We start from the raw sequence: 7778 nt of genomic DNA on the forward strand, positions 1-7778 counted from the left end.
GCTTGGATCCGAACACCCTTGTGGTGGCGCGGCGTTGGTCGCCATGGTCGGCCAGGTCGGCACGTGCGTGCGCGGCCACGTAGTTGTCCTCGTCCGACTCGTCGAGCAGCGCCACCATCCGCACCGCGTCGTCGAGCATCATCACCACGTGCGGGAAGGCGTCGCGAAAGAACCCGGAGATCCGGATGGTCACGTCGATGCGCGGCCGCCCGAGTTCCTCGAGCGGGGTCACCGCCAACCGGTTCACCCGCCGTGACGCCTCGTCCCAATCCGGCCGAACGCCCAACAACGCCAGTACTTCCGCGATGTCGTCGCCCGACGTGCGCATCGCGCTGGTGCCCCATACCGACAGTCCCACCGACTCGGGATAGGTGCCGGTGTCGTCGAGGTAGCGCTGCAACAGCGACTCCGCCATCGCCTGCCCGGTCTGCCAGGCCAGCCGCGACGGCACGGCGCGGGGGTCCACGGTGTAGAAGTTGCGGCCGGTGGGCAGCACGTTGACCAGACCCCGCAGCGGCGATCCCGACGGGCCGGGCCGCACAAAACCGCCTGCCAACGCCAGCATCACGGCGTCGATCTCGCCCGCTGTGCCAGACAGCCGCGGCACCACCTCGGTCGCGGCGAACCGCAGCGACGCTCGCACGTCCGGCGCCTCGTGCAGGGCCTCGACAGCCCCGGCATCCCAGCCGGCGGCTTCCATCGACTCGACCAATGCGCGCGCCTGGCTCTCGATGTCGTCCACCACTGCGACCTCGGCACCCTCCTTCAAACCGAGGGCGGTGCGCAATCCCGGGACGGCGTGGTCCTGGCCACCCCACACCTGCGCTGCCCGCAAGATGGCCAGCACCAGGTTGACCCGCGCTGCGCCCTGCGGCGCCTCACCGAGAACGTGTAGCCCGTCGCGGATCTGAGCATCCTTGATCTCGCACAGCCAGCCGTCGACGTGCAGCAGGAAATCGTCGAACTCGGCGTCGTCGGGGCGGTCGTCGAGTCCGAGATCGCGATGCATCTCCGCGGCGCGCATCAGGTTCCAGATTTCTCCGCGAATGGCCGGCAGCTTGGCCGGATCCATCGCGGCGATGTTTCCGTACTCGTCGAGCAGTTGCTCGAGTCGTGCGATGTCTCCGTAGCTTTCGGCGCGAGCCATCGGCGGGATCAGATGGTCGACGATCGTTGCGTGCGCGCGGCGCTTCGCCTGCGCGCCCTCGCCGGGGTCGTTGACCAGAAACGGGTAGATCAACGGGAGGTTCCCCAGCACGGCGTCGGTGGCACAGGCCGCCGACAGCGCGGCGTTCTTGCCCGGCAGCCATTCCATCGAGCCGTGCTTGCCGAGGTGCACTACCGCGTGGGCGCCGAAACCGTGCTCCAGCCAGCGGTACGCCGCAAGGTAGTGATGGCTGGCCGGCAGGTCTGGGTCGTGGTAAATCGCCACCGGGTTCTCGCCGAATCCGCGTGGCGGCTGGACCATCAGCACCAGGTTGCCCGACCGCAGAGCGGCGATCACAAGATCGCCGTTGTCGTCGACGAATAGCCGACCCGGCGCCGGGCCCCACGCCTGTGCCATCGCATCGCGCAGTTCAGCGGGAAGGTCGGCCGTCCACCGGGCGTATTGCGCCGGGCTGACCTTCACCTGCGCATCAGCGACCTGCTCGCTGGTGAGCCACTGCTCGTCCTGGCCGCCCGCGTCGATCAGTGTGTGCATCAACCGGTCGCCGGCCTGTGTCTCGTCCTCGATGCCGAGCACGCCGAAGCCGTCGCCGACGTCATAGCCGTCCTGGGCGAGACGGCGCAGGAGCCGCACCGCGGACGCCGGGGTGTCGAGGCCGACGGCGTTGCCGACCCGCGAATGCTTGGTGGGATAGGCCGAGAGCACCAACGCCAGCTTTTTGTCGGCGTTGGGCACCCGGCGCAGCATCGCGTGGTTGACCGCGATGGCGGCGACCCGTGCGCAGCGCTCCGAGTCGGCCACGTAGTGCGGGAGTCCATCGCTGTCGACTTCCTTGAAGGAGTACGGCGCCGTGATGATGCGGCCGTCGAACTCGGGGATCGCGATCTGCGTCGCTGAGTCGAGCGGGGTGACGCCGTCGTCACTCGACACCCATTCCTCGCGTGAAGATGTCAGGCAAAGCCCCTGCAGCACAGGGATGTTCATCGCGGCGATGCGCTCGATATCCCACGACGAGTCGTCCTCGCCCGCACCGACGACGGCCGATTTCGACCCGCCAGCGGCCAGCATGCTGACCACGACGGCGTCCAACGAGGCCAACGCGCCGAACAGTTCATCGGGTGCGCTGCGCAGCGAAGACGCGAAAATCGGCACTCCGACCGCGCTGCCGGTGGCATCGATCGCGTCGGCAAGCGCATGCGCGAACCCTGAGTTACCGCTGACCTCATGGGCCCGGTAATACAGCACACCGACCCGCGCACGGTGATCGGCGGCCGTATCGTTGGGCCGCTCGGCGTAACCCCACTCGGGAATCACCACCGGCTCGTCGAATCCGTGACCGGTGAGCAACACGGTGTCGCACAAAAAAGCATGTAACTGCGCGAGATTGGCCGGACCCCCTTCGGCCAGGTACGAGTGTGCTTGCGCGGCAAGCCCGATCGGGACCGTCGAGCATTCCATCAGTTCGGCGCTGGGCGTGCGTTCGCCGCCCAGCACGATCAGCGGCACACCGGTGGCCCGCAGGGCACTGAGTTCCTCCGCGACTTCCGCCGAAGAACCGAGCACCCGAAGCACCACGACCTCGGCGCCGTCGAGCAGGTCCTCGATGGCCTGACGCGCCGGGTTGCCCAAGCTGTACGCCGCTTGCGACGCACGGGCCGACAACAGGTCGGTATCGGACGTGGACAGCAAAGCGATGCGATGGATCAGTGCGTCGACCATAGTCACGGGGTTCCTCCCCGGGGTTCTCGCCCCGTCCAGTGGAGTGCCTCGTGACCAGTGTCTGGCTCAGACCGCCGGCTGGACACCGAGGCCCTCACAGTGGCGGAACCGCCCCGGAATCGCACCGAGTTCCCGTCGCCACGAGACATGCGCGGACCAGTTTAGTGGAGCTGGGCACGCCTCAGCGCCAGTTGGCTTCGGTGGGCGTGCGGAATAGGGTGAGCCCGATGAACACGATCCTCAGCTGGTGGGACGGCGTCGAGCTGTGGCTGTCAGGCCTGGGGTTCGTCTTTCAGACCATCGTGGTGATGCCGGTCGTGCTGGCATTGGCCTATGCGATCGCGGCAGCGCTGGACGGGGCGCTGGGGCGCGGTATCAGTTTGATGAATCGTGTCCGGCACAGCGACGACGAGCCCGGATGAGTGGAAACACGGGAATGCCCCGATCACGGGTCACGCTGATACTGGTCGCGCTGGTCGTACTGGTCATTGTCGCCTGGTTGTTGACCCGCTGACCTGCATCGGCCTCGGATCCGGGGCCGGGTCGTTCTGTTAGGCTTCGCCCATGCATGCAGCGTCCGGCAGTACCGAGTGCCACGTCTTGGCACTCATTGCCGTGGGCGATTGCGCTGTCGCTGACGTGCATTGTTGTCGCTGACTTTCTGCCCGCGCGCCGAAATTCGCTTTCCTTCGCACCGGGATTTGTCAGACGTCAAGCTCACCTCCGAAAGGTCGACCATTGTTCGACGACAACAAAAACCCCGTGACGTGGCGGCACGTTGTCGTGCTGGCCGTCGCTGCGAGTTTGATCGCGGCGTGTCACGGTGGCGCCAGCGATGTCGTCGGTGGTGGCGACTCCGGTGATGCGCACACCAGCATCACGCTGGTCGCTTACTCAGTACCTGAGCCCGGCTGGAGCAAAGTGATTCCGGCGTTCAACGCGTCGCAGGAGGGCAAGGGTGTCCAGGTGATCGCCTCGTATGGCGCATCGGGTGACCAGTCCCGCGGCGTTGTCGACGGCAAGCCCGCCGATGTCGTCAACTTCTCCGTGGAGCCCGATGTCGCGCGACTGGTCAAGGCGGGCAAAGTGTCCAAGGACTGGGACAAAGACGCCACCAAAGGCATCCCCTTCGGATCGGTGGTGACGCTGGTGGTGCGCCCCGGGAATCCGAAGAACATCAAGGACTGGGACGACCTGCTGCGGCCCGGCGTGGAGGTCATCACGCCCAGCCCGCTGAGTTCGGGCTCGGCGAAATGGAATCTGCTTGCGCCTTACGTAGTCAAGAGTGTGGGCGGCCACGACCCCCAAGCGGGCCTCGACTTCATCCACAAGCTGGTGGGTGAGCATGTCAAACTGCGTCCCGGGTCGGGGCGTGAGGCTACCGACGTCTTTGTTCAGGGCAGCGGTGACGTTTTGATCAGCTATGAGAACGAGGCGATCGCCACCGAACGCCAAGGGAAGCCGATTACCCACATCAACCCGTCGCAGACGATCAAGATCGAGAACCCAGTCGCGGTGGTGACCAGCAGCCCCCATCTGAATGCCGCCGTCGCATTCAAGAACTTCCAGTACACCGCGGAGGCCCAGAAGGTATGGGCGGCTGCCGGATTCCGTCCGGTCGATCCGGCGGTGGCCGCCGATGTCCGCGACCAGTTTCCGGTACCGGCGAAGCTGTGGACGATCGCCGACCTGGGTGGCTGGACCGCCGTGGATCCACAACTGTTTGACAAGAAATCGGGCAGCATCACCAAGATCTACACCCAGGCCACCGGATGACGACCACGATACTAACTGAGGTAACCGGCCATAACACGCAGCGCCGCAGCAGGTTACGCGGTGAAGCCACGTCGCTGCGAGTTGGCGTTGCGGTGCTGTGGCTTTCGGTCATAGTGCTGCTGCCGCTGGCCGCCATCGCCTGGCAATCCATCGGTGGCGGCTGGGACGCGTTCTGGCTCGCGGTCACCTCGAATGCGGCACTCGAGTCTTTTCGGGTGACGCTGACCATCTCCGCGGGCGTCACCGTCGTCAACATGTTCTTCGGTCTGCTGGTCGCCTGGGTGCTGGTGCGCGACGAGTTTCCGGGTAAGCGGATCGTGGACGCGATCATCGATCTGCCGTTCGCGTTGCCCACGATTGTGGCCAGCCTGGTGTTATTGGCGCTCTACGGGAATCACAGCCCGGTCGGTCTGCACCTGCAGCACACCGGATGGGGTGTGGGCGTGGCATTGGCCTTCGTCACGCTGCCGTTCGTAGTGCGGGCCGTGCAGCCGGTGCTGCTCGAGGTCGACCGTGAGACCGAGGAGGCGGCGGCGTCACTGGGTGCGAACAACGCAACGATCTTCACGACCGTTATATTGCCCGCTCTGACTCCGGTTTTGCTGACCGGTGCGGGGCTGACATTTGCGCGTGCCATTGGTGAGTTCGGGTCGGTGGTGTTGATCGGTGGAGCGGTGCCGGGCAAGACCGAGGTGTCGTCGCAGTGGATCCGGACGCTGATCGAAAACGACGACCGTACCGGCGCGGCGGCAATATCGATTGTGTTGCTTGCGATCTCGTTTGTCGTGCTCTTCGTCTTGCGTACCGTGGGATCGCGCGCCGCCAAGCGTGAGGAGTTGTCGGCATGACACTGTCGCCCCCGGTTCGCTATCTGATCCGGTTCGTCGCCCTTGCGTATGTGTTGGTGCTGCTGGTGGTTCCCGTGAGCTTGATCCTGTGGCGGACCTTCACCCCTGGGTTCGGCCAGTTCGTCGCGTGGGTCAGTACGCCGGCGGCGATCTCGGCACTGAACTTGTCGGTGCTGGTGGTCGCGATCGTGGTGCCGCTCAACGTGATCTTCGGTATCCCGACTGCACTGGTGCTGGCGCGCAACCGGTTCCGCGGTAAGGGGGTGTTGCAGGCGATCATCGATCTGCCATTCGCAGTCTCGCCGGTCGTGGTGGGTGTGGCGTTGATCGTGTTGTGGGGATCGGCCGGGCTGCTGGGCTTCGTGGAGCGAGACTTCGGGTTCAAGATCATCTTCGGTCTGCCGGGCATCGTCCTCGCCAGCGTCTTCGCCACGCTGCCATTCGTGGTGCGCGAAGTCGAGCCGGTTCTGCATGAGGTTGGCACCGATCAGGAGCAGGCGGCGGCAACTCTGGGATCCAACTGGTGGCAAACGTTTTGGCGGGTCACGCTCCCGTCGATCCGGTGGGGACTGACCTACGGGATCGTGTTGACCGTCGCGCGCACCCTCGGTGAATACGGTGCGGTCATCATGGTGTCGTCGAACCTGCCGGGCCAATCCCAGACGCTGACGCTACTGGTGTCCGACCGCTACAACCGGGGCGCCGAATACGGGGCCTACGCCATTTCGACACTGTTGATGGTGGTTTCGGTGCTTGTTCTGATCGTTCAGGTAATTCTTGACGCTCGCCTCAAGCGAGCCACAAAGCAGCCGTGAGAGGCAGGGTGGCGCTAAATGACTGATGCGATTGTGGTGCGGGGCGCCAACAAACGCTATGGCGACTTCGCCGCGTTGGACAACGTTGACTTCGAGGTGCCGGCCGGTTCATTGACGGCACTGCTGGGCCCGAGTGGTTCCGGCAAGTCGACACTGTTGCGCGCCATCGCCGGACTTGATCAGCCGGATACCGGAACCATCACGATCAACGGTCGTGATGTGACGGGGGTTCCGCCGCAGCGGCGCGGGATCGGTTTTGTCTTCCAGCATTACGCGGCCTTCAAGCATTTGACCGTTCGGGACAACGTGGCCTTCGGGCTGAAGATTCGGCGGCGGCCCAAGGCCGAGATCGCCGAGAAGGTAGACAACTTACTGGAGGTGGTGGGGCTCAGCGGTTTCCAAACCCGCTACCCGAGTCAACTCTCCGGCGGTCAGCGTCAACGCATGGCGCTGGCCCGCGCGCTGGCCGTCGATCCCCAGGTGCTGCTGCTCGACGAGCCGTTCGGCGCGCTGGACGCCAAGGTCCGCGACGATCTGCGTGCATGGCTGCGCCGTTTGCACGACGAGGTGCACGTCACCACGGTCCTGGTGACTCACGATCAGGCCGAGGCACTTGACGTCGCCGACCGGATCGCCGTGCTCAAAGACGGGCGCATCGAACAAGTGGGATCGCCCAGAACGGTGTATGACGCGCCGGCGAATGCGTTTGTGATGTCGTTTCTCGGTGCGGTCTCGTCACTGAACGGGGCGCTGGTTCGCCCGCACGACATCCGGGTCGGGCGCAGCCCGGATATGAAGTTCGCGGCCGACGACGGCACCGCGCAGACCACCGGTGTGGTTCGCGCCACCATCGATCGCGTGGTGATGCTGGGCTTCGAGGTGCGTGTGGAGTTGACGAATGCTGCCACCGGCGGCCCCTTCACCGCTCAGATCACCCGCGGCGACGCTGAAGCGCTTGGCCTCAAGGCGGGGGACACCGTCTACGTGCGTGCCACTCGGGTGCCGACGATCCCCGGAGAAGCGCTGACGCTCAACGACACTGAATCCGCTACGCTCAGCCCTTGATCGAGCCGACTCGATCGGAACTGAAATACGCAACACATCCCGCCGCGCGATTTTCCATATACCTCGACTCTGAGCCGGGGGGCCACGCTTCAACTCGCAACTCCGGGTCTCGGCTGGCGGTGGCTGAGAATTTCGGCAGCTCCGCTTTGCAGCGGTTCTCGAGTTGCTCCTGTTCGGTGTCGTTGTCCGGGAAACGAGATAGCGACAGCACCGCGAAGACTTCGCGGGAATGCGGTTTGTCACAGCTCACGGGCGAATTGATGGTTTCGCCAAAGCATTCGCCGACCCGCAGCATAGGCCCGGATTGCAACGTGCCGGTGATCAGCCCGTCTTTGGGCCAGGCGCTGTAGGCCCAAACCGCCCCCCACAGCATGGATATCACTATTC

General features: G+C 65.0%; 8 protein-coding genes and 1 riboswitch. Of the genes, 6 read left to right on the top strand and 2 right to left on the bottom strand.

The features are described 5' to 3' along the window. On the bottom strand, positions 1-2887 hold a 2887-nt coding region (locus WAN02_RS02885), incomplete at its 3' end, for a cobaltochelatase subunit CobN (protein WP_422262684.1). 35 nt (positions 2888-2922) lie between these two features. Beyond that, positions 2923-3045, bottom strand: a riboswitch (cobalamin riboswitch). A 69-nt stretch (positions 3046-3114) separates the two neighbouring features. Here WAN02_RS02885 and WAN02_RS02890 point away from each other — a divergent pair. The 6 genes from WAN02_RS02890 (at position 3115) to WAN02_RS02915 (ending at position 7391) form a co-directional block, all read left to right on the top strand. After that, positions 3115-3309, top strand: a complete 195-nt coding sequence (locus WAN02_RS02890; RefSeq protein WP_422262673.1) for a hypothetical protein — start codon at positions 3115-3117, stop codon at positions 3307-3309. Between the two features lie 142 nt (positions 3310-3451). Beyond that, complete coding sequence (locus WAN02_RS02895) at positions 3452-3544, top strand: Ms4533A family Cys-rich leader peptide (protein WP_350355740.1); 93 nt, start codon at positions 3452-3454, stop codon at positions 3542-3544. A 105-nt stretch (positions 3545-3649) separates the two neighbouring features. Continuing rightward, entirely contained in the window at positions 3650-4663 is a 1014-nt protein-coding gene (locus WAN02_RS02900; protein WP_422262686.1) for a sulfate ABC transporter substrate-binding protein, read from the top strand. Continuing rightward, positions 4660-5511, top strand: a complete 852-nt coding sequence (gene cysT, locus WAN02_RS02905) for a sulfate ABC transporter permease subunit CysT (RefSeq protein ID WP_422262676.1) — start codon at positions 4660-4662, stop codon at positions 5509-5511. Before WAN02_RS02900 ends, cysT begins: the two co-directional genes overlap by 4 nt. Continuing rightward, positions 5508-6326, top strand: coding sequence for a sulfate ABC transporter permease subunit CysW (gene cysW / locus WAN02_RS02910; RefSeq protein WP_422262678.1), 819 nt, complete (start codon positions 5508-5510; stop codon positions 6324-6326). The genes cysT and cysW overlap by 4 nt, the downstream gene beginning before the upstream one ends. Positions 6327-6344: 18 nt before the next feature. After that, positions 6345-7391 carry a sulfate/molybdate ABC transporter ATP-binding protein gene (locus WAN02_RS02915; protein WP_422262680.1) on the top strand — a complete coding sequence of 349 codons (1047 nt, stop codon included), beginning with the start codon at positions 6345-6347 and terminating at the stop codon, positions 7389-7391. Here WAN02_RS02915 and WAN02_RS02920 read toward each other — a convergent pair. Next, positions 7381-7778: septum formation family protein (locus WAN02_RS02920; RefSeq protein ID WP_422262682.1), on the bottom strand; the 398-nt coding region annotated here is incomplete at its 5' end. The genes WAN02_RS02915 and WAN02_RS02920 overlap by 11 nt on opposite strands.

The sequence above is a fragment of the Mycobacterium sp. genome, from assembly GCF_049281135.1.
In the GTDB taxonomy this organism is placed as follows: Bacteria; Actinomycetota; Actinomycetes; order Mycobacteriales; family Mycobacteriaceae; genus Mycobacterium.